This window comes from uncultured Proteiniphilum sp. (assembly GCF_937873925.1).
Lineage (GTDB): Bacteria > Bacteroidota > Bacteroidia > Bacteroidales > Dysgonomonadaceae > Proteiniphilum.
On the sequence record NZ_CALNAT010000183.1, the window covers coordinates 1 to 26,180 of the forward strand.

Sequence of the window (26,180 nt, forward strand, 5' to 3'; positions counted from 1 at the left end):
CCGGGGGCTTTTACTTTTTAGCCCCATGCCGGGAAACACTACTTTTAACAGGTTACTTTATCCATGCCGGTTGAAAAGAATATCCTACCTCTTTTTTACAACTTCCCCATTTTTCAGTTGGATAAAACTGTATGAGGAGTAAAGACGACGTAAATTGAGTTAAAATAAATAGAGCGAAGCATCCTTGCCGCTACTGAAAAATATAATTTATTTCGTAACAATTTCCTGAGCAGAAATAAAAATATGTAAACTTTTTGTATTCCCTTCAGCTTATGTTATATTTGTAGCGATTAAGACAAAGCAATTCACAATCTTCTTGAAAAAATAAAAATAGATTATTTTTTTAAATCTTGGTGAAAAAATGCGTCATAGAGTAGTACTTTTGAAAAATAAACGATGAGCATATCAATACGGTCGCTGAATAAGGTTTACCCGAATGGTAACCACGCATTGAAAAATATCAATATGGAGATTCCGACAGGTATGTTTGGACTGTTGGGGCCTAACGGAGCCGGCAAATCCACGCTTATGCGGATCCTCGTGGCCCTTATGGAGCCATCGTCCGGAGAAGTCGATGTATTCGGGTATAACCTGCTGAAGGAGCGCAAAGAAGTGCGCGGTATCCTCGGCTATTTACCCCAGGATTTCCGCTTTTTTGCCAAATATAAAACGTATGAGTTTTTAGACTATGCCGCACGCTTGTCCGGCATGAACAACGGGAAAAAGCGTCGTCAAGCGGTGGATGAGATGTTGGAAAGTGTCGGATTGTTTGATGTGCGGGAACGCTATGCCGGTAGATTATCGGGTGGGATGAAACGTCGTTTGGGTATTGCCCAGGCGTTGATCCACAATCCGAAATTGATTATTGTGGATGAACCCACAACAGGATTAGACCCGGAAGAGCGGATCCGTTTCCGTAACCTGCTTGCTAAAATCAGCGAACAGGATGTAACGATCATTTTATCGACGCATATTGTAGGTGATATATCCAGTACCTGTAATTGCATGGCCTTAATGAACAAAGGCGAAATTGCTTTTTTCGGTTCGCCGGAAGATATGCGTAAGGAAGCGGAAGGGAAAGTCTGGCGTATGCAAATCAGTGGTGATGACTTGCCCCTGGTAGATAAAAAATATCCGGTAATTACTACAATCCCATCGGGAACAGGATGGGAAATTCAGGTCGTTGCCGACGAAATAGAAGGTTACGATGCGGAACCTTATCCGCCGAATCTCGAACATGCGTATGTTTATTATATGGAGAAAAAGTTGGATCGATGGGTTGATGATTAGTAAGGTTGAAGCTAAATAACGTCTGAAGAGAAGAATTGAAACAAGGTCTGATTAAGTTGAAGAGGAATATTTTTTTTGAAATTAAGATATAAAGCATGCCCAAATTGCATAATATACAGTCTGTTGCCAAATACGAGAGTAAGCTTCTGATGAGGAGCTGGTTTTACCGGATCTTTCTCGTGTTGGCGATCTTATTTTTGTGCATATTTAATTTTGCAGCATTGGTGGCTGAAGGCGGTGGATTTTGGCTGATGAAGGCATTACCTGCCAATATCCCCTACGTTAACCTGATGTTTTTGAATACCGGCCAGGCTATCATAGCCGTATTTCTGTCGTCCGAATTTTTGAAATCGGATAAAAAACTTGATACTTCGGAGGTTTTCTATGTGCATCCCCTTAGCAATGCAGAATATGTGACCGGTAAGATCTGGGGGAATATGGGGGTTTTTATTCGTTTAGACCTCTTTATCATTGTGTTGGTTGTTGCTTTCAATCTTATTTCCGGCGTATCCATTGACTGGATGGCTTATCTCGTTTATTTTTTGCTGATTTGTATCCCCACCTTAATTTATATTTTCGGCTTGTCCATCGGACTTATGCTTGTCCTTAAAAGCCAGGCCATTACTTTTGTCCTTTTATTAGGATACATTGCACTCACGCTGTTTTATATAGGTGATAAGTTTTATTACCTGTTTGATTATATGGTGTATAATCTGCCTTTGGTAAAATCTACGATCATTGGATTTTCGAACTGGGGGGCGTTGATTAATCACCGCATGATTTACCTTTTACTCGGATCAGGGTTTATTTGTCTGTCTATTTTCTTGTTCAGGCGACTTCCCAATACAAAATACGGAAGTTATCGTTGGCTTTTCCTGTCGTTGGTCTTTGTTTCTGCGGGGATATGGGCTTCCTACAATCATGTTGTCACCATCATGAAAGCGGCAAAAATGCGTCAAATCTATACCGAAGTGAACAATCAATATGTGAATACGCCGAAAATGGTGATCGACCATTACGATATCAGTCTGGATCAGCACCCCCAAACGATCTCTTCGGAAGTGGAGATGCGTGCGGTAGCATTGGAAGAAGCTGCCGTATTTACATTTTGCCTGAATCCCGGATTGAAAGTGAGTGAAGTAACAGAAAATAATAAAGCGTTGTCATTTACGCGGGATCATCAGATCCTGTTGATTGATTTTGGACGTGAAATAGAGTCGGGAGATTCGGTCCGCTTTAAGCTGAAATATGCCGGCTCTATCGATGAAGGCTTTTGTTATTTGGATATTCCTGCCGAAATATTACAGGAGGAATATGCAAGTGAAATGTTCAAGATAGATAAAAAATACAGTTTTCAGGATAAAAACTATTTGCTTTTCACGCCTGAAACGTATTGGTATCCACGTCCGGGCACGTCATACAGCAGTGAAAACCCGGATTGGCAACAGGCTTATTTTAGTCATTTCCGGTTGAAAGTGAAGACGATAAATGATTTGAAAGCGTTGTCGCAGGGAACCATGAAATGGCCGGTCGTGAAAAGGATTACGGTTGATCCCGATGAAGCAGAGAAAGGTAACAGGGAATTAACCGCTCCGGCAGAAGATAATCGGGCAGACAGGGTTCCCGGAAAAGATTCAACCGGAGTCTCCGGTCGGGATTCGGAACGGAGGCCGGGTGGAAACCGTGAACGGAGGCCAGGCAGAAATAGAGATGCTGGAAGTGATCGAAGCCGGGAAAGGGATGCCGGCGATGCTTCGGGTGACGGAGTGGCCCAAAATCGTGGACAAAGAGCCAATAGAAATACGGATGAAGGCGGCGGTCCGCGTCGGGAAAGGGTTACGGAGAGAGGTGCCGAAGGAAGGGGTTCCCGTGGGGAAAGAGGCTCAGTAAGAGGCGAAGGAGGGGGATCCAGGCAAAGTGGCGAAAGGGGTGTACCGCGAGATTCAGCCGCGGAGAGAGATAAGGCGTTAGCGAAAATAAGTCCGAAAGTGATTACGGAAGTCTCATACGACAGTATTTTTATTTATGAAACTGATTTTCTAACCCCATCCATCACGCTTATCATCGGTGATTATGAACAGAAAAGTATCGATGTGGATAAGACGCTTTTCAGCATATGGCATTTGAAAGGTCACGATTATTTTTCCACTGTGTTCAACGCGGTCGCCGATACGATCCCGGCACAAATCAGGGAGCGCAGACGCTCGGTCGAAAGCGCTTATTATCTTGATTATTCGTTCAGTCGCTTTTCTCTTGTCGAAGTGCCTGTGCAGTTCTACAATTATGTGCGCACATGGACGCAAGCACAGGAAGTCATGCAGCCCGAAATGGTGTTGTTCCCGGAAAGGGGCAGCCTGATCAATGATGCGGATGTAGTGAAAGGGGTGCAGAATGAAAAAAACCGGGCAAAAAGAGACGGACAGGAGATCAGTGATGAAGAAGCGGCTATACGTGTCCTGAACCGCTTTATGCGGTTGTTTGAACGAACGGAAAGTAATTTTAACTGGTCACAGGATCGGGGTTCGTTGAATGTTTCCGTAAAACCGAATGCTTATTTTGTTTTTCCGCAATTATATAATTTCAGATACAATGTTTTTTCTTCCGAGTGGCCTGTTGCCAATCGCTTAATCGAACTATACCTGCAGGATAAAGTGGATAATAATGACTGGGTCAGGCAGATGAACGGAATCAGCAATGATGAAAAAGCAAACCTGCTGATGGAACAATCACCATTCAAAGAACTACTTGCCGATGCGGAGCAGCGGAATTTACTTGATAATGTCACTGCATTGAAAGCCAATTACCTGTTCGCCCCTGCAGAGCGAAATGTCGGATATGAAGAATACAGGGATTCGTTACGTGCTGTTTTGCAACGTAATATTTTTACCAATCTGAGGTTTGAGAACCTGTTGGATACCATGGGGATGATTGCCGGGGTAGATCTGCGCGCACCTCTTGAAGCGTGGTATCATCCTACTCCTCTTCCCGTCTATATCGTCGGAACGCCGGAAGTCATCCGGATTATGAATCGGGATAAAGAAGTATTTGTTGTAAAGTTGCTGATTACAAATGATTCGGATCACGATGGGGTGGTCAATATAGAGATAAATATGGGTGGGGGGCTATATGACCCGCGTGCAAAACGGAAAGTGACGCTCAAGGCGCATGAAACGAAAAACCTGGTGTCCGTATGGGACGAAGCGCCGCGTAATATCAATATCAATACATTGATTTCGGCAAACTTACCCAGCTTGATCAACCTTCCGGTAAACAATATCATTCGTGAACGAAACAAACCTATAGATGAAGAAGGGGATTTCGTCGTGGAAAACGCTTCTTACAAGATATCCGGTGAGGTGATTGTCGACAATGAAGACTCTACCCTGTTTGTGTTGTCGCTACCTGATGTCGTGGGTCTTTTGCCGCAGTGGCTTGATCGGGTGGATGACAATTCGTTCCGGTATTCGGGCGTATCCGGCTGGCGTCCGCCGTTGCAGTGGACATTGACTACGAATGATAAATATTACGGCACGCATGTCCGTTCCGCTTATGTGATCAAAAGCGGAAGCGGAAGCCAGACCGCAACATGGAAAATTCCTGTTGCGGACGCCGGACAGTACGATTTATATTATTATGTCTACAAGCCGGATGAGTTTCGCAGGGGTCGCGGCAGAGGACCGGGCGGAGGTGGTCGTGGCCGTTCCGCGGGAGATGCCGAATATCACTTTAAAGTACGATATGACGATGACGAAGAAAATGCATACATTAATTTGCAGCGTTCGGAAGAGGGCTGGAGTATATTAGGAACTTACTTTTTTAGTAATGATACGGTACAGGTAATTTTGAGCAATAATTGTAAATTACGTACCGTAACGGCCGATGCCGTTAAGATTGTCAGGAGATAATGCGTATATAGCTAAATATAAGACGTATCGAAGATTTAGCTGTAATCATAATATATGCGAACTATTTCGTTAAGCGAATACAGAGGCAAAACTTGTTTTGACTATGGTGAGCGTAGAATTATCAATCGAGGAGCGAAGGCGGCTCAAATAGTGCAATAAAACTGGAAATAGTCTAACTTTAGTGAAAGTTTAATATTAAATAATTATGGATAATAAACGGTTAAGGATAAAATTTATCTGCTTCCCGATGTTTTTTGCGGTGGTATCATTGCTCTCATTCACCTATGCCCAGACGCCGTTAACCATTGAACAGGCACTGGATATCGCAGAAGAGAATAATCCGGATCTGAAAGCGTCGAAGCTCAACCTTGAAAGATATCAACAGAATCTTGTTGCACAACGCGCGTCGCTAAAGTCGAAATTCTCATTGGATCTTAATCCGGTCAATTACAGCAGGTCGAGAAGGTTTGACAACAGGCTGTCTCAGTGGTATACCAATGAAACCCTGAATACGAGCGGTACCTTTATGATATCCCAACCGATTTTGTTGACCGATGGTGAAGTTTCGCTCATCAACACGTTTGGCTGGCAGGACAACAAATCGACGGTGGAAGGCGTGGATAATAGTAACAGGGCATTCAGCAATGATCTTTATTTGCGACTGACACAGCCGATTTTTACTTACAATCGCCGAAAAATGGAATTGCAACAGATTGAGTTTGATTATGAAAATGCGGGTATACGATACGCTTTGCAACGGTTAAATACGGAAAGAAGCATTACCAATCAATTTTATACCGTGTATATGGCCCAAAATAACTTAGCCATCAGTAAGGAAGAGCTTGAAAATACGGAACAGAGTTTTGATATCATCAGAAATAAGGTAGAAGCCGACTTATCGGCAAGAGAAGAGCTTTATCAGGCGGAATTGAATCTTGCCAATGCACAATCTGCTGTTGAAGAACGCACCGTTTCACTTGAAAATGCGAAGGATCAGTTGAAACAAATATTAGGGATCGCATTGAGTGAAAATATTGAAGTGACTGCTGAAGTTGAGGTGAGCCCGATAGCCGTTGACCTGGTCCAGGCTGTTCAGAGCGGACTGAATTCGAGAATGGAACTCCGTCAGCGTGAGATTGATATTGAACTGGCCGAACTTCAGATGATTCAGACCAAAAGTCTAAACGAGTTCAGGGGAGATATTTCGCTATCGGTAGGGATCATTGGGGACAACGAAAAACTCGGCAATATTTATGAGAATCCTACCCAAAATCCCCGTGTAGCAATAAGTCTTGCCGTTCCCCTTTTTGATTGGGGAGAAAAAAAAGCGCGGGTAAGGGCGCAGAAAGTAGCGCAAACTATTGCAAAACTCGAGCAGGAAAATCTGCGAATCGATATTGAGCTTGATGTCAGGCAAGTATGGAGAAGACTTGAAAATCTTCGTACTCAAATTGATATTGCAGAAAAAAGTGTCCGTAATGCACAGCTGACGTACGATATTAACCTGACGAGATATCATGAAGGCGATCTTACAGGGATGGAAATCAGCCAGTTCCAAACCCAGTTGTCTAACAGGAAAATAGCGTATGCACAATCGCTCATCAACTATAAAATTGAGCTGCTCAACCTTAAAATTTTAACTTTGTATGACTTTGAAAAAGAAAAACCTATTGTACCGATCAGGGAATTGATAGATGTTAATTATTGAAATGGGCTGATTTGTAAATAAAATAATAAATCATTTTTAATATAAAAACAAATAATCGGATGAAGTACAGAATCTTATTATCTACGGTAATGGTTGCTTTACTTACGGCATGTGGAAATCAACCCCAAGGCGGTCAAAGCGACATCGAGACACCTGTCTCTGTGCAGGAGCTTAAAAAAGGTTCGATCAGCAAGTTGGTTAATACGACGGGAACGGCCCTGGCGACTTATAGTGTGGAACTTAATGCCGAGATGAGCGGATTTTACGGCCTTCAGACAAATCCTTCCACCGGCAAACCTTATAAGTTGGGCGATGCGGTTAAAAAAGATCAGTTGATCATCCGTCTTGAAGATAAGGAATATGAAAACGGAATCGCGTTGGAGTCCAGAAAGCTTAGTCTTGAAATAGCAGAACAAGAGCAAAATAAACAAACGGCTCTGTACGAAAAAGGAGGCGTTACATTAAGTGAAATGCGCAATACCGAGGTAAGGGTTACCAATGCCCGTTACGACCTTGAAAATGCGACTTTAAATCTTGAGAAAATGAGTGTGAGGGCGCCATTTGACGGAATCATCGTATCCCTGCCGCATTATACGCCGCAAAGTCGCGTGACACAAGGAAGTCCGATGGTCGGGTTGATGGCGTATAATCGCATGTATATGGATATCAATCTTCCGGAAAGTGCGATTGAATATGTAAAATCAAATCAACCTGTCTATATCACGCATTATACGTTGCCTGATACGCTTCGGGGCGAGATAAGTGAGTTGTCACCGGCTATCAGCACGGAAACCCGTACATTCAAAGGGAAAATATTGATTAATAACAACCAGTTGAAACTGCGTCCCGGTATGTTTGTAAAAGCCGATATTGTGGTAGATCAGGCGGATAGTGCGATTATTATTCCGAAAGACGTTGTCCTTTCAAGAAGGAACAGGAAATATGTGTATATCGTAGAAAGAAACACTGCGATTGTGCGGGATATCCAAACGGGTCTTGAAGATGAAGATAACCTAGAGGTTACTGAAGGGCTGAGAGAAAATGATAACCTGATCATCAGGGGATACGAGACCTTGCGTGAAAATAGCCGCGTCAAAGTATTGAAATAGCGTGGTCAATAGAGTAGATATATTTTTAACATGTCATAGTAAATGAGGAATATACTCAGATTTGCGTTAAAAAATCCCGTTACCATCAGCATGATCGTATTGACGATCTTGCTGTTAGGTAAGATCTCGTACGACCGGCTAAATGTGGATTTGTTGCCTGATATGAATACACCGCGCCTCTTTGTGGAGTTTGAAGCCGGTGAGCGTCCGCCTGAAGAGATCGAAAAAATGTTTGTCGAAAGCATGGAGTCGATGGCGATCCGGCAAAGCGATGTGACGCAGGTATCTTCTGTTGTCAAGGCAGGATCTGCCCGCATAACGGTCGAGTACGTACAAAATAAAGATATGGATGAGGCTTTCCTTGATCTTCAGAAGGCCATGACCCCGTTTTCTCAGAATGCGGATATTGAATCCCTCAATATCACTCAACATGATCCGAATACGGCACCGGTGATGCTGATCGCCATGTCTCACCATTCGATAACGGATATGTCGGAGTTGCGAAAAATGGCGGATAGTTATATACGTAACGAGCTCATCCGTCTTGAAGGGGTGGCCGAAGTGGCTTTGTCGGGTGAAGAAATACCTGTGTTGACCATCGAAACCGATCCGTATAAATTAAGTGCTTTCGGTATCACTATGGAAGAGATCGCTTCGAGAATCGAAACAAATAATCAAAGTATTTCCGGGGGACGGGTGAGTGAACTGGGACTACAATATTTAGTGAAGAGTTCGTCGTTGTTTACTTCCGAATCGGATTTCGAGAACCTGATCATCAGCTACAAGCCTACGGAGGTAACCACAGGAGGATCGGCTTCGCAAAATACAGGTACCAATGTAGAAAGGGCACCGTTGTTTTTACGCGAAGTGGCCACCATCAAGTTCGAAAATGCACGTCCCGATAATATTGTACGCATAAACGGGGAGCGTTGTATCGGACTGTCCGTATATAAAGAGACGCAATTTAATACGGTGAAGGCCGTTGATTTGATTACCAACCGGTTGGCTGTCATCGAGCAGGCGTTGCCGGGATATAAGTTTCAGGTCATCGGCAATCAGGGAACCTTTATCAAGCAAGCGATCGATGAGGTGAAAAACAGCGCTTTGCTGGGCATGTTGCTTGCCGTATTGGTCTTGTTTTACTTTCTTCGCCGGATAGGGACCACGCTCATTGTCAGCTTGTCCATACCGATATCCATCATCGCCACATTCAGCATGATGTATTTCAATGGATTGACGCTTAATGTAATGACGTTAAGTGGTTTGGCTTTGGGTGCCGGGATGCTTATCGACAATGCCATTGTGGTGATAGAGAGTATATTCCGGAATCGGGAACAAGGCCTGGATCGTGAAAAATCGATTATCGACGGAACGACCGAAATATCCGGTGCTGTCATTGCCTCTACCTTGACAACCATCGTTGTATTTATCCCCATTGTCTATTTGCATGGCACCTCGGGGGAACTCTTCAAAGATCAGGCATGGACCGTAACGTTTTCGTTGTTGTCATCGCTGTTTGTCGCCTTACTGGTAATCCCCATGTTATATGATAGGCTGTCGGGGCGGAAAAATGTTAAAACCGAGACAAAGTCCGTGCAATTCAAAGGGTATAGTAATCAGCTTCGTGGTTTGCTCGACCATCGTTGGTGGGTGATTGGCGTTTCGGCGGTTGTATTGGTTATTTCCATATTCCTGCTTCCGTTTATCGGTACCGAGTTTCTGCCGCGTACGGAAGGGAAAGATTTTACGATATCCGTCAAATTGCCGGAAGGTACCCGGTTGGAACGAACCGATGCCGTGGTGAATAATCTGGAATTCCTGCTGCATACGATAAGTGAAGACAGTTTGGCTACGATATATAGCCATATCGGTAGAGGATCTTCGGAAAATGAAATATTCGAAGGCGAACATACGGCCATGATGAAAGTTATTTTGTCCAAAGAAAGCACGACCTCGCCCGAATATGTGATCTCGCGTTTCGTGGAAGCAACGAATGATATCGATGGGTTGGAACTCTCATTCAAGCAAGATGACCAGTCATTGAGCGAGTTTTTGGGAAGCGAAGAAGCCCCCATTGTGGTGGAGGTCAAAGGAGAAGACCTGGAAGAGATCGCTTTTTTGACGGATGAAGTTTTAGTGCAAATGGCATCCATAGACGGTATTTATAATATAAAATCGTCCATGGCAGATGGAGCGCCCGAACTTAACGTCTATATCAACCGTACCATCGCAGGAATTAATGACATTTCGGTTGCCACTGTGATCCAGCAGATCGGGCAGCAACTACAGGGTCGCGAGGTCGGAAAAATGGATTACCGGGGCGAGATGCGTGGTATCGTCATCAAAGTGCCGGATATTACTACGGGCGAATTAGGGAATTTGGTGGTAAGAAGCGGAAGCCAGGAATTCCGGTTGAATGAAATAGCGACCATTACCGGTTCGCAAGCGCCGAAAGAGATATTCCGCCGTAACCAAAGCCGCATCAACAAGATTGTGACCAATATGCATGCGGGCCGGTCCCTTGACAAGGTTGCCCAGGAAATTCATGCGGCTGTCCGGGATATCGAGCTTCCCCCGAATTATTCCATCACGGTAACGGGGGAAGAAGAAAAACGTAAGGAGTCGATGGAAGGTCTTTTGTTTGCTTTGTTGCTTTCCGTAGTTTTGGTATACATGGTTCTGGCTTCTCAATACGAATCATTATTGCATCCGTTCACAATATTACTGACCATACCGTTTGGCCTGGTGGGTGCCGTCATGATTTTCTTAATAACCGGGATCCCCCTTAATATCATGGGAGTGATGGGTATTATTATGTTGGCCGGGATAGCCATCAACAATTCAATCCTATTGGTCGGGCGCATCAATCAGCTGAAGACCACGATGGACCTGACAGAGGCAATCGTGCAAGCCGGGCAACAGCGCATACGGCCGATCATCATGACATCTCTCACCACGATTTTGGTATTGCTGCCCATGACATTTAATTTCGGGGAAGGCGGATCGATGCGTTCGTCAATGGCGGTGGCTGTGATAGGCGGACTCGTCACTTCCACGTTGATGAGCCTGGTTGTTATCCCGTGTGTATATTATGTTTTTGAACAAATGAAGCGAAGGCTAACGAAAGAATAGGATGAACTTTCTTTTAAATAGAAGAGTAACAATCAGTATGTTGTTTATTGCATCTACCCTGTTGGGGTATGTGTCGTATAAGCAATTGCCGGTAGAACTGCTTCCCAATGCGGAGTTGCCGGTGCTGTTCGTATCCGTTAATTCACAACAGGAAATGGATCCTGCCTATGTGGAATCGGAGGTGATCATTCCGCTGGAAGGAGCTATTAGTTCCGTGGGTGGAGTTGACCAGATACAATCGGAGATCAGCAGCCGGCAATCATCCATACGCATCGACTTTGAGAGCAATGTGAATTTCAAGACCACTTCGTTGAGGCTGGAAGAGAAGATGAAGGAAGTATCGGCTTCTCTTCCGGATGGTTTTACCGTGCGTGTGCAGAAAATGGACGTGTCGATGATGAACAACACTTTCATGTCGCTGCAAGTGCGCGGGTCCGGAGGGGTCGACCGTGTACGTCATATTGCGGACGAGGAAGTGCTGTCTGAATTGGAGAATATTGACGGAATAGCTGCAGTACGGGTATTCGGAGGACGTGAACGGGTTATTGAGGTCCAGTTAAATAAGGATGCGAGTAAAGCATTGAATATCACTCCTTCCCGGTTAAGTAGTTTATTGAACAGCAACGCGCGTGAAAAAGTCTTTGTCGGTACCGCCAAAGAAACGGACAGCCACTATTTCGTTCATGTAAACTCGTCGTATACCAACGTGTCGGACCTGGAAAATCTCGTGATTGCCCCCGGTCCTGTCTTTTTGAAAGATGTAGCCACTATATTTTTCGATTTGAAAGAAGAGGTCTCTTACAGCCGTGTGAATGGAAAAGAGGCCATATCCGTTTCACTTGTCAATGATGCACAAGCGAATCTCATTAACCTGTCGCACCGTACGTTAGATGCAATTGACCAGTTGAACGAACGATTGGAGATCCTGGACGTGGAGATCGTGGTCGATTCGAATACGGCCGAAACGATGGAGAACAACATCAACCAGATCATCAACCTTGCTTTGATGGGAGGTTTTTTGGCTGTCCTGGTGCTTTGGTTTTTCCTGAAAAATGTCCGGTTGGTACTTTTCATTGCCCTCTCTATCCCCATATCTGTTTTCACGGCTTTCAACTTTTTCTATTATGCAGGAATTTCCGTCAATAGCCTTACGCTTGTCGGTATGGCTTTGGCGGTAGGTATGTTGCTGGACAACAGCATTGTCGTCCTGGAAAATATCTATCGGTTGTCGGGGACGGGCATGCCTGCCGGCGAGTCGGTTACCCAGGGAACAAAAGAGGTGTGGCGTTCGATTGTGGCGGCAACCTTCACTACGATAATCATTTTTCTTCCTTTTATCTTTTCGGATAACTTCCTGCTCAAACTCATGGGGTCACACATCGGTGTATCGATCATCTCTACCCTTCTGGTCTCTTTGGCCGTGGCGTTGTTGTTCGTGCCGATGACGGCCTATTTTGTTTTACGCAGTAAAAAGAGTGAAAGTGTTTTTTATGAAAAAGTATCCTTGACACAACGCCCGATTCAGGTATACCTCGTTCTGTTGAAGGCATGCATGCGAAATCCCGGCGTGACCATTTTCGGATCCGTCATTTTGCTTTTTGTCATCTTGCTCTTATCGCTTTCGACAGCTACACAGCAACAGAGAGAGGTGGATTCGGATCGTTTCAATATTTATGTCACGATGCCTACCGGTAGCACGTTGGAGAGTACCGATAACGTGGTTAAGGTGTTGGAAGAACGCCTGGAAGAAATTCCGGAAAAGAAAGACCTGATCAGTCGTGTGAATGAGGAAGAAGCTGCTTTGACACTCATTTTGCAGGAAGATTTTCAAAAGATCGGAAAACGCGGGATATCCGATATCAAAGCCGACGTGCAATCCAAAATCCCGGATGTGGGAGGCGCGGAGATCTATGTGGCGGATGCTACGGGAGGCGGACAAAACAATGCCGGCGGGTTGAGCGGAATGGTAGGTTTCATGAACTTGCTCGGTATCGGTGATAACCAGGAAAGGATCATCATCAAAGGTTCGGATTATGAGATGATGCAATTGGTTGCCCAGGATATTCAATATCAAATAGATCAACAGGACTTCATACAAAGTTCCCGGGTTTCTTTTATGCGTCGCCAGCCTGAGATACTGCTTGATTTCGATCAAATATTACTCACTTCGTACGGTATCACACGTGCCAACATATTGACCGGATTGTCTGAATTGAACACGGAACTTTCGTCGGGAACAACATTCAAGGTAGGCGAAGAATCGTATGATATTATTATTCGGGACCAAACGCCCGAAGAGGAAGAGGAGCAGCAGAGAAGACAAAAAACCATAGATGATCTTGAAGCGGTGCAAATCATGAATACAAGCGGCGGTTTGCATAACCTGAATGATATTGCAACGGTCAACAAGGGATTTGGGCGTTCCCGCATCATACGCGTCAATCAGGATAAACAACTTGAGGTGCGCTTCGGATTTTTACGAAGCGTCACGCAATCCAAAACGTTGCTTGAAGGGTATCGCACGGATATCGATCAGTTGATTGCTGCCTATAACCTGCCGGCAGGTGTAGCCATTGAGGTCATCCATGAAGAAGACCAGTTCGCGGAGTTTAAATTCCTTATCCTCGCTGCTTTTCTATTGATCTTCATGATCCTGGCAATGGTGTTTGAGTCCGTCACTACCCCTTTGGTGATGCTCTTTTCCATCCCGCTGGCCGCCATCGGTTCGCTGCTTGCATTGATCATCACCGGAAACAGCCTCCTGAATGCGAATACATTAATGGGATTCCTCATCTTGGTGGGGGTGGTCGTCAACAACGGCATTATCCTGATCGATTATTCAAATATACTTCGGAAGCGGGGATTCCGCCGTGAACGGGCGTTGATGACAGCCGGACTGTCGCGTATCCGTCCGATCCTGATCACGGCCATTACGACAATTATTGCCATGCTTCCCTTGGCCATGGGCGATACGGAATATGCGGGGGCTATCGGCGCGCCATTTGCCATCACCGTGATCGGGGGGCTTGCGTTTTCAACCTTGCTGACGCTTGTGATTATCCCAACAGTGAATATGGGACTGGAAAATACGTTGGAATGGTATCGCACGCTGTCTGTAAAAACAAAAACAATTCATCTCGTGCTTTTTATAATGGGTGTGGCATGTATCTACCTGTATGCCGACGGAATGTTGTATCAATTGCTATACCTTGTGGTGCTTTTAATACTTATCCCGGGAGTTACCTATTTTGCGCAGACCAGCCTGCGCCGTGCCAAAGCAGATATCGTTGATCCGGATCAGGAAATACACATTGTCGTACGCAGCCTGGTAAAGATCTATGACCGTTCCGGACGTTTTATGCGTGAATGGAACAGCGGATTAGAAATACGACGACGTTTGGGGCTGAGTGGCGAATACCATTCGCTGAAGGATTTCACCAATGTCCTCTGGCAATTTATCCTTTGGGGATTCGGCATCTATTTCACTTACTTTTATATCGAAAGCAAATTGTGGGGCTTCCTGCTGTCTTTTGTTATATATGCCGCCACGCTTTACTTATGGCGCAAGGTAAGGGCATACCTGTTTTATCGTTTCAAAGGAAGCAAGGCAGTGAAATACATGAATCGCATCATTTTCTGGAGCATACCCATCCTGATCCTGTGGGGCCTTTACAAAAAGCTGGATAATCTTCCGATGGTTTTGATAATCGGAGTTTTGTGGGGATTGGGTATCGCCATTTATGTTTCTTCTCAATACCTCTATGCGAAAAATGTCAATATCGAGCGCATAACAGGCCGGTTTGCCGGATTGAAACGTTCCTATTTCCGCATGGTTATGAATGTTCCGCTGATCGGTAAGCGGCGTCGTCCGTTTAAAGCACTGCGTAGTGTGTCGTTTGAAATAAAAACGGGCATGTTCGGATTACTTGGACCGAACGGGGCGGGAAAATCGACTTTGATGCGTATTGTTACGGGTATTCTGGAACAAAGCTATGGCAGCATCTGGATCAACGGATTAGATACCCGTGTATACCGGGAAGAACTGCAGAGTTTGATTGGTTTCCTTCCGCAAGAGTTCGGGACGTATGAAAACATGACGTCCTGGGAGTTCCTGGATTATCAGGCTATCCTTAAAGGCTTAACCGACGAAAAAGTACGCAGTGAACGAATCGGGTACGTATTGAAGGCGGTACATATGTATGAACGCAAAGATGATAAGATCGGTTCTTTTTCGGGCGGAATGAAGCAACGTATAGGTATTGCCCTGATCCTCCTGCATTTGCCACGTATTCTTGTCGTAGATGAACCTACGGCAGGACTTGACCCACGCGAACGTATCCGCTTCCGTAACTTATTGGTGGAGTTGAGTAAAGACCGCATTGTCATCTTTTCCACCCATATCATTGAAGATATTTCCAGCTCTTGCAACCAGGTAGTGGTGGTGGACAAAGGAGAGTTGAAGTATTTCGGAATACCGGAGAAAATGGTGGATATGGCTGTGGGTAAAGTATGGCAGTTCCTGATCGATAAGGAGTCGTTCGACGAAAAATTAGACAAATCGTTGGTGGTGCATAATATTCAGGATGGAGATCAGATACAAGTGCGTTATATCTCGGTGGCAAAGCCTTATCCGGGTGCAGTACGGGCTGAAGCCAACCTTGAGGATGCCTACTTATGTTTATTGAAAAATATCTGATGCTATGAGTTTGAAAAAATATATAGTTTTGACAACTAAGATCGTGCGGTATAACCTAAAGATTATATTTGCCGGTAAATTCTTTTGGTTTCTTTTGGCTGCTTTTGCCTTTTTTGCCTTTTTCATGTTTCAACAAGCATGGAACAGGGCCGAAATCAACGAAGGGTCGATCTATAATTTATTATTGTTCCCTTGTTTGCTGCTCATTTTCTATCCGGTCGTTTTCGGTATTCAAAATGATGAAGACAATCGGATTTTGGAAATTATTTTCGGTATACCCAATTACCGTTATAAAGTATGGGGTGTCCGTATGCTGATGATTTATGTGGCAAATTATTTCATCCTGGTCATTTTTGCTTATGTCGCCCGTGTTTTGCTTTACCCGGTCAATGTGTTTGAAATGGCCGCTCAGCTTATTTTTCCGATGCTGTTTTTCGGCAATCTGGCTTTTATGTTTTCGACAATCACAAGGAGCGGCAACGGTACGGCAGTGATCATGATTATTTTCGGCCTTGTGTTTTTTATTTTCGTGAATGCCAATAATCAGATGGCTAATTCATATTGGAATGTTTTCCTGAATCCGTTTTCCATCCCTTCCGACATCCACCCCATGATCTGGCAAAACACTGTCCTCAAAAGTCGTTTTTTCCTGATTATCGGTGGTATCGTATGGCTGATGGTCGGCTTCCTCAACCTTCAAAAACGAGAGAAATTCGTGTAAAGGATTATCATCGGATACTGTTTTCCCTATACATCCTATTTTCTTCCAAGGTAACTATTTAATTTTGAGTAATCAAGATTTAAATAATTGAAGTTTGAATAATTTTGTTTCTGATAACCCATAGGATGTTCCCTTTACAGCTTCATGGGATTGGGATAATCTTTTCCCATTATTTTTTTGTATTCTATCAGGAACGAAAGGTATTTGATCTTGGCTCCTTCATGCATACCCATTTTCTGCATCGCCTTGATCATGCAGGTGAGTGCCGCCTCATTCATGGGATCGATATGGAAAACGGCTTGTGCCAGGTCAACGGTCGTCTGGTAGGCTTCTTTCTCATAACTCTCCTCCATAGCGCGGATGATAAGCGGTTCAATCCGTTTCTCCGTTTTCTCCTTCAATGAGTCGTAAAACGGGCTGTCTTCATCTTCCAGGAATTTCCCCCGGATTACAATATCGATCAACTCTTTGTATGCTGCTTCCCCCTGGTTTGCTGAGAGGATTTGCATACATCTGGTGTAATCACAGTAGACAGTATCTTTATGAGTGATGGTGAACATTCCTTTCTCATACAGGAGTTCGATCCCATCCAGTTCCTCCAGTATCTTGCGGAGGCGGTTCAAAGTTACATTCCTTATATTCTTAACTTCGTGGAGCGGTTTTTCCGGCCATAACAGCCTGCTCAGATGCTGTGAGGTGATCCCTTCCTTTTCCTGGCTGTACTGCAATAACAGGCAGAATGTCTCTTTCAGTTTTTTGCTGAACAGGTAGGTGATATTGCGGTTATCGCGGTTACATACCGTAAATTCCCCGAACAGACAGATTGAATTGGCCCTGGGTAGTGTTTTCGGCTTGTTGGTGAGCTTGAAAGTACTGCCGCGGTCGAAAATAGGGGAGTCTTTTCTTCTCCTTCTTCCCTGCCGGAATAAAACAACCCCTACACCCAGTAAGATCGTTCCCATGATCAGGTAAATAATCCATGCGTCGCTTTTCTTACCTGTCGGCGGATAGTTGGAAAGTTCTTTTTCCGTGATCGGGGGGAAAGCGAGAGAATAAATATGCAAATCAGATTTGATATCATCCTCAAATTGGTGGACGACCGCATAAAGGGTGTTCAGGTCTTTGTCATAATAAAGATTGGCATTGGTATTGATTTTATCTGAGTAGATCGGGATGGAGTCACCCAATATGGTATAGTCTCCGTCTTCCAGGGAAAATCGATAAAGTTTCAGGAACGACTCGGTAAAGTGTTCCGGATAACACAATGTATAGAAAAAAGATTTATCATTGATGATCATTCCCCTCACTGGTACCACATTTTCCTGATACCAGGGGATTTCCCATACTTTTGTGACCACATTGGTTTGCAGATCCAGCCGGTAAAGATCATAAAAATATTCCCTGCCCAGTGACTGATCTCCCGATACGTTTCCCGTACCTCCGAAAAGATAAAGTTGCCGGCCCGATACATCAAATCCCAATGATGTAAAGTATCTGGGAGTAATGCCACCCTTGTTGTCTACGGGGAAAATACTCCATTCCCGTATCTCGGGATTATACCTGTAAAATTGATTGCTGAAATGCATATTGCCGAATCCGCCGAATATCATGTATTGTCGTGATGATGAGTCGAACCATGAGCCATGATGATGAAGTTGGGTGGGTAACTGGTTGTAACTCTCGATCCGCCATTCGTAGGTGTGCAGATCCAGGCTTGCAACGGTTGGATCTTGATAAGTGCCGTGATGATATATCTCATAACAATATAACCGGTCATTCTCCTGGTCAATGAAATTTGTACCCAGCCGGAGGTCGACGGGACAAGGCTCACTGAATATGACCCTTTCGGAACCCCCTGTCCTTAAATTGAGTATCAGGATTGAATCATGGTTAAAGTAATAGAGTTCTTTTCGTCCCTCATGGTAGTTAGTGCCGGAAACAGTGGCAGAACTGAATTGGGCTTCCGGTTTCCAGTGATATGAATCATTGATCAGCCAATCGGGATTGACTGCACTCCCTATCTTCTTCCCCCGGATATCATGTACCATATCTCCCTGGTATTCATTCAGCATAAATCTGTATTTTTTGCTGTTACCGACAGAAAGATCCTTGATGGCAAAGGCGGGGACGTCTATGATATGGTCACTTCTTCCAAAAACGATTACAGGTGTTGATTTATCGAGTAGAGAGATGTTTCCAGTCTTTGTAGTTTTGTCTGCGATCGTCAGTGTGATTGCGTCTCCGGCAAGATCAAAATCGATCGTAGTTGTAAGCCATTGGAGTGGAGGGTAGGCCGACTTATCCAGTGTGATGCGGATCAGATTACTTTTACCTTCTTCATTCAGCAGAAAAAGATGATCGTTTCCGTAGCCATCATAAAACAGATTGAATATACGTTTCTCATTCTCGGTTTTAATCCTTACAATATTACCTATTCCTGACGTTAAATAGAGGTACAGGTCAAACCTCAGTTTGTAATGTGATGAGAATGTGACCGGGTGTTCACTGAAAACATTATACGACGTCCTTTTGTCTATCGGATAACCGTTGCCGAAAAACCGAAGCCCTTCAGCAAAGATCCCCTGAAAGTTCAATGAGTAAAATATAAAAAATAATATAATAATATTTTTTTTATTGATTATATCCATGGATGAATTGCCTTTCCTAAATCATACAAAAATTTCAATGTTTAAAAATATTGTCTCATAATACTCCTATCACAAAGATAATATAAGCACTCGCATAATACAAACGGATTGTTTTTATCCGGATGAAAAATGGGGGAGGAATAGTTAATAATTTGACGGATTACTGTTTATTTCATGAATGTAATCCCTATTTAACCCATTGATTAACCTTCTACCTTCTATATTTGAAAAAATGACGAGGTCGAAGGGTTTTAAATATGTGAAAAATATCATGATGTTTTTATACGTATGTGAAAAATAAAAAAATTGTAAATAATTCGAATTTCGATAAAAGAAGATCCTTAGGATTGGATAGCTTAACGATTGATAAATGTGGAAGCTGTATAATTAAAAAAAGAAATTAATTAAAATTACCGCTTAACTTTTATCTCAAGTGAGGTTGCAAATCCTGGGTTTTCCATACTCTTATAAAAGTTTTTATTTATTGTTAATATTTTAGAATAAAATTGTGAAAATGAGAATAAATGTAAATAATGAAAAATTAACGTTGGTTTCCCTAAATTTCAAATACATCTACTATCTATTGGTAGTAGTATGTCTTAGTGTACACTTCAACTGCAACAGCCAACCCAATGAGGTGGGGATGCCAGAAGATTCATTTTTAGATTCTCCACGGATTATCAACATAGTCAATTTTATTCGGCAGACCGATTACCGGATCGAGAACTCTGACAATTTATTGTTTGAAGCTGTGGAAAATCAGATTAAACTGGTAAATGAATACAATTTCCCGGCGACATTCCTCTTTCAGTATGATGCATTGATCAATCCTGCATACCAGCAACTGATGAAAACTCAATTGAGTCCCGATTGCGAAATCGGGGCATGGTGGGAGATTACACAACCCCATGTAGAAGCTGCGGGAATTAAGTGGCGCGGAGAACACTCCTGGGTGTCTCATGCAAATATTGCTTTTACAACAGGCTATACCCCAGAGGAGAGGGAAAAGCTGGTTGACGTCTATATGTCCAAATTTAAAGAGATTTACGGGGAGTATCCCAGATCGGTCGGGTCATGGTTTATTGATGCCCATACACTGTCATACATGGTTGGAAAATATAAAATTGTGTCCTCTTCCAATTGCAAAGACCAGGTAGGGACTGATGGATATACGTTATGGGGCGGCTATTGGAATCAGGCCTATTATCCCAGCCGATACAACGCATACATGCCTGCACAAACAAAAGAGAACCAAATACCTGTTCCTGTATTCCGAATGCTGGGAAGTGATCCGATTTATCAATATGAAACAGGAGTAGGGACAAATGGTCAGGGCGTGATCTCGCTTGAACCGGTTTATAGAGAGTCCGGGAAAAACAGGGAATGGGTAAAATACTTCCTCGAATCGATCGTCAACCAACCGAGCCTCGCTTTTAATTATGCACAGGCAGGTCAGGAAAATTCATTCACGTGGAGTGGTATGGAGGAGGGATTAAAAATGCAGTTCCCTCTATTCGCCTCTTTACGTGAAGAGGGGAAAATCCGCATTGAAACGCTTGAGAACACGGGTAAATGGTTTAAAGACCGCTTCACCATGACTCCTGCAACAGCAATTACCACTTTAACAGATATCAGAAATGAAGGAAACAAAACGGTCTGGTTCAACAGCCGTTTTTATCGTGCGAGCCTGCTATGGGAGAAAGATGGCTTCTGCTTCAGGGATATCCATATGTTTGATGAAAATCTTAAATCGGACTATCTGACTGCGCCAGGTACAGGCAATCAATTTTTCTATTATACGCTGCCTGTAATTGATCGTTTTTACTGGAGTACTCCCGAAGAAAAAACAGGACTTCAAATTATGCAACTTGAGGATGATGGTACCGTGAAAGAAGTCGTACTTAAAGATCCCATTGTAACAGAACCTTCAATAGATGTGCTTTGCGTATCAACATCGGACAGCGAGGGTAATCGATTTGAAATTGTATTTTATGAAAATAAAATCGATATATCATACAAAGGAGACAAAAAAGACTTCAAATGGATGATGGTGTTAAAGGTCCCGGAAAGCAGAAAAGATCGACTCCCATTTGAATCGTTTGAAGGCACTGTACTGAGAGCCAAGTTCAAAGGATTTCCCTATAAGATCACCTGTGAAGGGGGATTCATTCAAAAGGGGGATAAGACTGAATACGATCTCAAAATAGTACCGAACAAACACAAGCTGGTAATCAACTGCGCAAACAGATAATAGAAAGAATAATGATTGATTTTTCTATTATTATCGTGAATTTCTCCGTATTCACATGATGACACTTATTCGTATTAAACAAATATTAATCAATTACTAATTACAAAAACATGCAAGGATGAAAAGATTCAGGATTCTTTTTTTATGCATCCCCTTTTTCGTAGGGCTTTGGATTTCGTGCAATGAAAATGAAGATCAGACGAAATTTCAGGCATTTGATCCGTCAAAACCCATAGAAATAGGAGGATTTTATCCCGACTCGGGAGGTATTGCTACTCCCTTTATTATTGAAGGAAGCAATTTCGGTAGTGATACGACAGATTTGAAGGTTTTCTTTGAAGATACGCTTGGAGTAAAGCACCCGGCGGGAATAGTGGGATCAAACGGAAATAAAATTTATACGATGGTACCCAAACTCACCTACCTGAGGAACATGAAAATCATCGTAGAACGGATACTCGCCAATGGAGAGAAGGTGTCGGGGGTGGCAGCTGACATATTTCAGTATAAGACACAAACTACCGTGAGCACTGTGGTGGGGAGACCCGAACCGGACAATAATTCAGCCCGGACGATAGGAGGCGATTTTACTTCTGCCACACTTTCCGTCCCTTTCACAATTGTATTGGACGATGAGGACAATATTTTTATCGCAGAGCGATTTACCAATAGTCCGAACGGATTCCAAAGTCAAAGGGCAAAGGACGACAAGGGTAATGATGTGAGCAGCAATCTTGTCATGGCGGATACGAAAAGTCAGGAATTGACGGTTGTCCTGTATAATGCCAATCTTACCAATGCGCCTACCTTCTCAGCAGAAGCAGGGAATGAATCCGTATATATGCCGGTAGATGATGGTTTGTATTATTATCAACTACCTAAAAGCCTGAGTTATACCCCCAGGCGGCGCTCTTTGATCACCACGCCCGAAACAAAGGATATCATTGAAGGGAACTGGAAGTATTCATTTGTCGCCAACAAGGTAGATAACATGGTATATTCGGTGATGTGGAAAGGGCAACTGGTTCGCTTTAACCCTTCAACGAGGAATGTTGAAGTGCTGCTTGACAACGTGTTGCCCAATATACCCAATTATAAAGGCCAGTCGGGTTGCAATACCTTTTGCATCTTTTCACCCACAAACCCCAATATGTTGTATTTCTGTATGGAAGATTACAATATTATCGGACGGGTAGATGTCTCCCAATTGGCCGATAAGGATAAGGCGACCTATAAAGGTGAATATTATGCCGGAAAAGCAATTCTGGAAGGCCCCCAGAATGGATCCGGATGGGAAGATGGACTACTCGAGAATGCACGCTTCTTTGGTCCCAAACAAATATGCTTTACGGAAGACGGGAAATTGTATATTGCCGACACCGGGAACCATTGCATCCGTGTAATTGATACGACGGTACCGAAAGACAAGGCCACGGTCAATACGGCTATCGGATTACCGCAAAGCGCGGGATACAAGGACGGGGGGCCTGAGTTGGCGAAATTCGATAATCCTTGCGGTGTAGCAGTGAACAGCGACGGATCCATCGTGTATGTGGCTGATACCCGTAACAAAGTGATCCGCAAACTATCCATTGAATAATTGTAAGACAGCATAGACATGAAAAAAATAACACTTTTCACTTTACTCCTGATCTGTTCATGTATGATACGTGCCTACAGTCAGGAAAATGTAAATAGGAACCTGGAAATCGCCGGCGTGGTTTTAGATGCCACCAACGAGCCGTTACCCGGCGTTTCCATCTATATTAAAAATGTACCTGCCGTGGGAACTACTACCGATGAGGATGGGAAGTTCAGCCTGAAAACGGGTTACAGGGAAACCGTGGTCTTTCAGATGATCGGGATGACTTCTGTTGAATATTTTGTGGAAGAGAGTAATAAGAAAATAGAGATCATCCTTGAAGATGACACACAACAATTGGAAGAAGTAGTGGTTACCGGATTAACATCACAAAAGAAGGTGTCAGTCGTGGGAGCTATTACCAGTGTAGATGTGGATGAGTTAAAAACGCCCGCCGTCTCCCTGAATAACATGCTGGGAGGCCGCGTCGCGGGTGTAATGACAAGCATGACATCCGGTGAACCCGGAAAAAATATCTCCAATTTCTGGATCAGGGGTATTGGTACCTTTGGCGCCAATTCAGGCGCATTGGTATTGATCGACGGGCTGGAAGGACGACTTGAAGATGTGGATCCCGATGATGTCCAGTCATTCCAAATCCTTAAGGATGCCGCGGCAACCGCGGTCTATGGGGTACGTGGCGCAAACGGGGTGGTCATAGTCACCACGAAAAGGGGTGAACCCGGAAGGCTACAGATAACAGGCCGGGCCACGCTACAGATAAATCAATTAAAAAGGTTGCCGGAATATCTGGGTGCATACGACTATGCTAAATTGGCCAATGAGGCGAGAGCCATGTCAGGTGACCCGGATCTGTACACACGACTCGAACTGGATGTCATTCAATCCGGCCTCGACCCTGAGCTATATCCTGATGTGAACTGGATTGACGAGATCATGAAAAAAACCTCCATGCAACAGCGCTATTATGTAAGTGCAAAGGGAGGTGGTGACCTGGCCAACTATTTTGTATCTGTAGGGGCTCAACAGGAATATGCGGCATACAAACAAGAAGAATCTAAATTTAAAAAACCGGTAGCCTATAACAAGCTTACCTATCGGGCCAATATCGATATGAACCTCACGCCAATGACAAAACTCTATTTTGGCGTGGATGGAAATATCACCGATCATACACTGCCGGGGGCTGAAGATACCAATTCACTCTGGGGTGCCGTCCGTCAGCTCACACCGGTCATGTTCCCGATAAAATATGCTGATGGCACATTACCGACCTATGGTACTTACGACCTCTCCTCCCCTTATACATCCCTTAATTATACGGGATATACGCGTAACAGCGATTCACGCAACATGATCACGCTCAATCTCACACAGCAGGTGGGAGGATTCCTTGAAGGACTTAGCCTGTCGGCGCAGGTGATGGCCGATTACGAGACCTATTTTTCGGAACACCGCCGCATATGGCCTAATATGTACCGGGCTACGGGACGTGACGCGAAAGGTGTACTTATCAAATCATTGCGGATTACGGAATCGCAACTCAGCTACGGTAGTAGCAACGATATGTGGAGAAAATATTACGGGGAAGCCAAAGCAAACTGGAACCGTTCTTTCGGCAGGCACGACCTGGGAGCGCTTCTATATTATTACATGGAAGACGCGCAGGACACACGTTGGAGAAACAGCTCCGACAACCTGGGCATCAACTCCATCCCCGCCCGCCGTCAAAATGTATCCGGTCGTCTTTCCTACGGATATAACAACACCTATTTTGTCGATGGAAATTTTGGTTATACCGGATCTTCCCAGTTTGCCAGAGGGCAGCGTTATGGATTCTTTCCCTCCATAGCGCTCGGATGGGTGCCCACTTCCTATAAATGGGTGCAGGACAATTTACCGGTATTATCATTCCTGAAGTTCCGGGGTTCGTATGGTTTGGCCGGTAACGACCAGATATCCGGGGCAGCCCGTTTCCCTTACCTTACATTTATTGATAACCGGGCCGGAAGCTACTGGGGATACCGGGGCTTTGGTATTACAGAAATACAGATAGGCGCGGATAATTTGCGGTGGGAGGTTTCTAAAAAAGCCAATATCGGCCTGGAAGCGAACTTCTTCAACGACAACCTCCGGTTTGTGGTGGATGTGTTCCGCGACCAGCGGGATAACATATTTATGCCGAGGGTCACATTGCCCGATTTTCTGGGACTGGTCACTATCCCTCAGTCAAATGTGGGAAGCATGCACAGTTTCGGCTCCGACGGGAATGTCTCCTATTTCCATGCACTCAATAAAGATATTGATTTTACCGTGCGGGCCAATTATACATTTTCCCAGAATATCATCGACTATTTCGAGGAAAATAAACTTCCCTACGATTATATGAGTGTTTCCGGAAAACCTTACGGCATCATCCGCGGATATATCTCAGAGGGACTGTTCCATGACAGGGAAGAGATTGAAACCAGTCCCGACCAGAGCGGCTTCGGCCAGGTACGTCCGGGGGATATTAAATACCGTGATGTGAACGGCGATGGCATTATCAACGATGATGATAAAGTACCGCTCTCATACGGCAACCAGGTACCCCGCCTTATGTACGGTGTAGGGGGGGATATCCGTTGGAAGAAACTGACCTTTGCGGTGTTATTTAAAGGTGCCGCAAAAGTGGAATATTACCGCGCAGGCCTGGGAAATGATGCCGGATGGATCCCGTTCTATAACGGAGAATTGGGCAATGTGATCAAACTGGCCAATAACCCGGCCAACAGATGGACCCCCGCCTGGTATTCGGGCACTACCGAAACGGAGAATCCCAATGCCGAGTTCCCGCGCCTCTCGTATGGCAGCAACTCTAATAATTCCCAACTCTCAACTTTCTGGAAGCGGGATGGATCCTATATCCGTCTCCAGGAGGTGAGTTTGCGCTATAAAGTCAATAATCATCTATGGATAAAGAGCCTGGGGCTGAACTCCGTAGACTTGGAGTTTGTGGCGAATAACCTGTTCACGATCGATAAGGTAAAATATTTCGATCCCGAACAAGCTACTTATAACGGAGGGGCATATCCTATTCCCACATCCTATACGTTTCAAATCTACCTGAACTTTTAA

Annotated in this window: 11 protein-coding genes; 10 read left to right on the forward strand and 1 reads right to left on the reverse strand. The window is 44.2% G+C overall.

All coding sequences use genetic code 11. From position 1 onward, the window contains the following. Positions 1-396 precede the first annotated feature (396 nt). From Q0502_RS12555 to Q0502_RS12585, 7 genes are all read left to right on the forward strand, one after another. Positions 397-1,290 carry an ABC transporter ATP-binding protein gene (locus tag Q0502_RS12555; protein WP_298651221.1) on the forward strand — a complete coding sequence of 298 codons (894 nt, stop codon included), beginning with the start codon at positions 397-399 and terminating at the stop codon, positions 1,288-1,290. A gap of 95 nt (positions 1,291-1,385) precedes the next feature. Then, complete coding sequence (locus Q0502_RS12560) at positions 1,386-5,195, forward strand: xanthan lyase (RefSeq protein WP_298651223.1); 3,810 nt, start codon at positions 1,386-1,388, stop codon at positions 5,193-5,195. A gap of 247 nt (positions 5,196-5,442) precedes the next feature. Next, positions 5,443-6,903: a TolC family protein gene (locus tag Q0502_RS12565; RefSeq protein WP_298651254.1), complete on the forward strand. Its 1,461-nt coding sequence runs from the start codon at positions 5,443-5,445 to the stop codon at positions 6,901-6,903. Positions 6,904-6,962: 59 nt separating this feature from the next. Next, positions 6,963-8,012, forward strand: coding sequence for an efflux RND transporter periplasmic adaptor subunit (locus Q0502_RS12570; protein ID WP_298651225.1), 1,050 nt, complete (start codon positions 6,963-6,965; stop codon positions 8,010-8,012). A gap of 42 nt (positions 8,013-8,054) precedes the next feature. Next, entirely contained in the window at positions 8,055-11,144 is a 3,090-nt protein-coding gene (locus tag Q0502_RS12575; RefSeq protein ID WP_298651226.1) for an efflux RND transporter permease subunit, read from the forward strand. Position 11,145: 1 nt separating this feature from the next. Further along, complete coding sequence (locus tag Q0502_RS12580; RefSeq protein ID WP_298651228.1) at positions 11,146-15,840, forward strand: efflux RND transporter permease subunit; 4,695 nt, start codon at positions 11,146-11,148, stop codon at positions 15,838-15,840. Positions 15,841-15,844: 4 nt separating this feature from the next. Then, positions 15,845-16,561 carry a hypothetical protein gene (locus Q0502_RS12585; protein ID WP_298651230.1) on the forward strand — a complete coding sequence of 239 codons (717 nt, stop codon included), beginning with the start codon at positions 15,845-15,847 and terminating at the stop codon, positions 16,559-16,561. Between the two features lie 134 nt (positions 16,562-16,695). Here the strand turns inward: Q0502_RS12585 and Q0502_RS12590 are convergent, their stop codons facing one another. Continuing rightward, the gene (locus Q0502_RS12590; protein ID WP_298651232.1) at positions 16,696-19,209 is read right to left on the reverse strand and encodes a DNA-binding transcriptional activator; all 2,514 of its coding nucleotides are present in this window, start codon (positions 19,207-19,209) and stop codon (positions 16,696-16,698) included. A gap of 643 nt (positions 19,210-19,852) precedes the next feature. Here Q0502_RS12590 and Q0502_RS12595 point away from each other — a divergent pair. From Q0502_RS12595 to Q0502_RS12605, 3 genes are all read left to right on the forward strand, one after another. Next, the gene (locus Q0502_RS12595; RefSeq protein WP_298651256.1) at positions 19,853-21,460 is read left to right on the forward strand and encodes a hypothetical protein; all 1,608 of its coding nucleotides are present in this window, start codon (positions 19,853-19,855) and stop codon (positions 21,458-21,460) included. 118 nt (positions 21,461-21,578) lie between these two features. Next, positions 21,579-23,060: a hypothetical protein gene (locus Q0502_RS12600; protein WP_298651234.1), complete on the forward strand. Its 1,482-nt coding sequence runs from the start codon at positions 21,579-21,581 to the stop codon at positions 23,058-23,060. A gap of 18 nt (positions 23,061-23,078) precedes the next feature. Continuing rightward, complete coding sequence (locus Q0502_RS12605; protein WP_298651235.1) at positions 23,079-26,180, forward strand: TonB-dependent receptor; 3,102 nt, start codon at positions 23,079-23,081, stop codon at positions 26,178-26,180.

Excerpts from the sequence above, each read along its gene's own strand:
- Q0502_RS12560 (WP_298651223.1), top strand. The coding sequence starts at position 1,386 with ATGCCCAAATTGCATAATATACAGTCTGTTGCCAAATACGAGAGTAAG.
- Q0502_RS12605 (WP_298651235.1), top strand. The coding sequence starts at position 23,079 with ATGAAAAAAATAACACTTTTCACTTTACTCCTGATCTGTTCATGTATG.
- Q0502_RS12575 (WP_298651226.1), top strand. The coding sequence starts at position 8,055 with ATGAGGAATATACTCAGATTTGCGTTAAAAAATCCCGTTACCATCAGC.
- Q0502_RS12570 (WP_298651225.1), top strand. The coding sequence starts at position 6,963 with ATGAAGTACAGAATCTTATTATCTACGGTAATGGTTGCTTTACTTACG.
- Q0502_RS12585 (WP_298651230.1), top strand. The coding sequence starts at position 15,845 with ATGAGTTTGAAAAAATATATAGTTTTGACAACTAAGATCGTGCGGTAT.
- Q0502_RS12600 (WP_298651234.1), top strand. The coding sequence starts at position 21,579 with ATGAAAAGATTCAGGATTCTTTTTTTATGCATCCCCTTTTTCGTAGGG.
- Q0502_RS12580 (WP_298651228.1), top strand. The coding sequence starts at position 11,146 with ATGAACTTTCTTTTAAATAGAAGAGTAACAATCAGTATGTTGTTTATT.
- Q0502_RS12590 (WP_298651232.1), bottom strand. The coding sequence starts at position 19,209 with ATGGATATAATCAATAAAAAAAATATTATTATATTATTTTTTATATTT.
- Q0502_RS12565 (WP_298651254.1), top strand. The coding sequence starts at position 5,443 with ATGTTTTTTGCGGTGGTATCATTGCTCTCATTCACCTATGCCCAGACG.
- Q0502_RS12555 (WP_298651221.1), top strand. The coding sequence starts at position 397 with ATGAGCATATCAATACGGTCGCTGAATAAGGTTTACCCGAATGGTAAC.
- Q0502_RS12595 (WP_298651256.1), top strand. The coding sequence starts at position 19,853 with ATGCCAGAAGATTCATTTTTAGATTCTCCACGGATTATCAACATAGTC.